The 2,042-nt window shown below is 73.8% G+C and carries 1 protein-coding gene and 1 pseudogene; one reads left to right on the top strand and one right to left on the bottom strand.

The window, feature by feature from the left end:
* Window positions 1-266: pseudogene (locus tag MXD58_RS26355) on the bottom strand (hypothetical protein); the annotation flags it as partial.
* A 408-nt stretch (window positions 267-674) separates the two neighbouring features.
* Here MXD58_RS26355 and MXD58_RS26350 point away from each other — a divergent pair.
* The coding region (locus tag MXD58_RS26350; protein ID WP_250610468.1) for a putative bifunctional diguanylate cyclase/phosphodiesterase at window positions 675-2,042 on the top strand (1,368 nt) is incomplete at its 3' end.

Genomic DNA, 2,042 nt, shown 5'->3' with positions numbered 1-2,042 from the left:
GGCGCGTCCGGCGCCCCCGCGCCGGGTGCGTCGGCCCGGCCTCCCGCCGGCACACCGCCCCCGCCGGTGACCACCCGCTCGCCATCGGGCGCGCCGTCGACCCAGACGCCCGCCCCGACGGCCGATCCACCGACGCCGAAGCCCACGGAGAAGCCCACGGAGAAGCCGACCACGAAGCCGACCACGAAGCCGACCGTCAAGCCGACCCGGACGGCCCGTCCGACCAGGCGTCCCACGCCGAAGCCGACGGCGACCTGTGCGGACACCGAGGACGGGGCCTCGTGCGGCGGCGGCCGGCTGGTGCCGGCGCCGACCAGCGACGCCAGCCCGACCGGCGTCTGACCGGGCGGGGGCTACGTCCGGAACGGGTGGCCGTTGCCGGGCGCCCCGTCCGCGATCTGTCGCGTGGAGTGATGGTTTCGCCGCTCAGGGTCGCTGGATTCTGCGCCGCGTACCTCGTTGCTGGCCTTCTCCGGGTCCCGCCGGGGTACTGCCACCCCGAGGGTGCCCGGCCTGAGTCCTGACCTGATCTAGCCGCACCCCGGCGTCGGACGGTCCGATGCCGTGAAACGCCGTGGCGGCGTCCATCTCCTGGACGTGCGCCGACCGCGACTCGGTGGGGTGGGTGGGGTATGCGCGTGGGGACAACGACTGATGATCGCCGATCCCCTCGCGTGCGCCGGCGGGGGCGCCCCGTCGATGTCCTCACCGGCCTGGCCACGCACGCCGACCTGGTGCGGGCCGGCGACGCGGTCTCCCGCGAGATCGTCGGGGCTGGGCGGCAGGTCGTGCTCATGGTCGTGGATCTCGTCTCGTTCCGCGAGCTCAACCTAGCGTTCGGCTACGAGGCCGGCGACGACGTGCTCAACTGGTTCGCCCGCAGGCTCCACCGAGTTGAACCGACGCCGCTCCTCGTCGCCCGGCTCGGCGGGGACGAGTTCGCGCTGGTGCTGGCGGGCCCGCCCGCTGCGGAGATCAGCCCGGCGCGGCCCGGGCAGGCGGACCGGGAGCTCGCCGCTCTCGGTCGCGCGGTCGTCGCCCAGCTCGACGGGCGCGTGCGCCTGCGTGGCACGGACATCGAGGTCGAGGCGGTGGCGGGACTCGCCGCCGTACCCACGGGCGGCCAGATCACCGAACTGCTCTCGCGCGCCGCCGCCGCCCTGGCGGAGGCCCGGCGAACGGGCGAGCGGGCCGCGGTGTCGACCACCGAGGTGGACCGCGTGCGGCCCGGCGAGTTCGCCCTGCACGCGCAGCTACGTCGCGCGATCAGCGGCAACGAACTGGAGATGCACTACCAGCCCATGCGGGCGGTCCTGACCGGGCGGACGGTCGCGGTCGAAGCGCTCGTGCGTTGGCGCCACCCCGTCCGCGGGCTGCTGCTGCCGGGCGCCTTCCTCCCGATGGCCGAACGCACCTCGCTGATCGTGGATCTGACGCTGTGGACCTTCGACGCGGCGCTGCGCCAGTGCGCCCGCTGGCGGGCCGATGGCATCGAGGTCACCATGTCCGCGAACCTGTCGCCGCGGATGCTCGTCCTCGACGAGCTACCGCGACTGGTCGCCGAGCGCCTCGAAGCCCACGACGTGCCGCCGGGCGTGCTGACCCTCGAGATCACCGAGAACGCGCTCATCCCGCATCTGGCGCAGGCCTGCGCCATGCTCGGCCAGCTCCGCTCGGCGGGAGTGGGGCTGTCCATGGACGACTTCGGCACGGGCTTCAACACCATGGAGATCCTCAAGGTACTCACCCTGGACGAGATCAAGATCGACAGGAGTTTCGTCGCTGATGCCCGTGCCAGCCTGCCGGACCTCGCGATCGTACGGTCCGTCGTCGACCTCGGGCATCGCCTCGGCCTGCGCGTCGTCGGCGAAGGAGTCGAGGACGAGCACAGCGAGCGCATGCTCACCGAGATCGGCTGCGACCTCCTGCAGGGCAACGCCCTCGCGCCCGCGATGCCCGCACGCGACGTCACCCCGCTGCTGACCCGCCGCGTCCCAGCACCGGCGCCGGCCGCGGCGGACCGCGCCGCCAAGGTCCCGACC

It is taken from the genome of Frankia sp. AgKG'84/4 (assembly GCF_023242965.2).
Lineage (GTDB): Bacteria > Actinomycetota > Actinomycetes > Frankiales > Frankiaceae > Frankia.
Note: the sequence above shows the minus strand (reverse complement) of the source record. Positions and strands in the feature narration are given on the sequence as shown.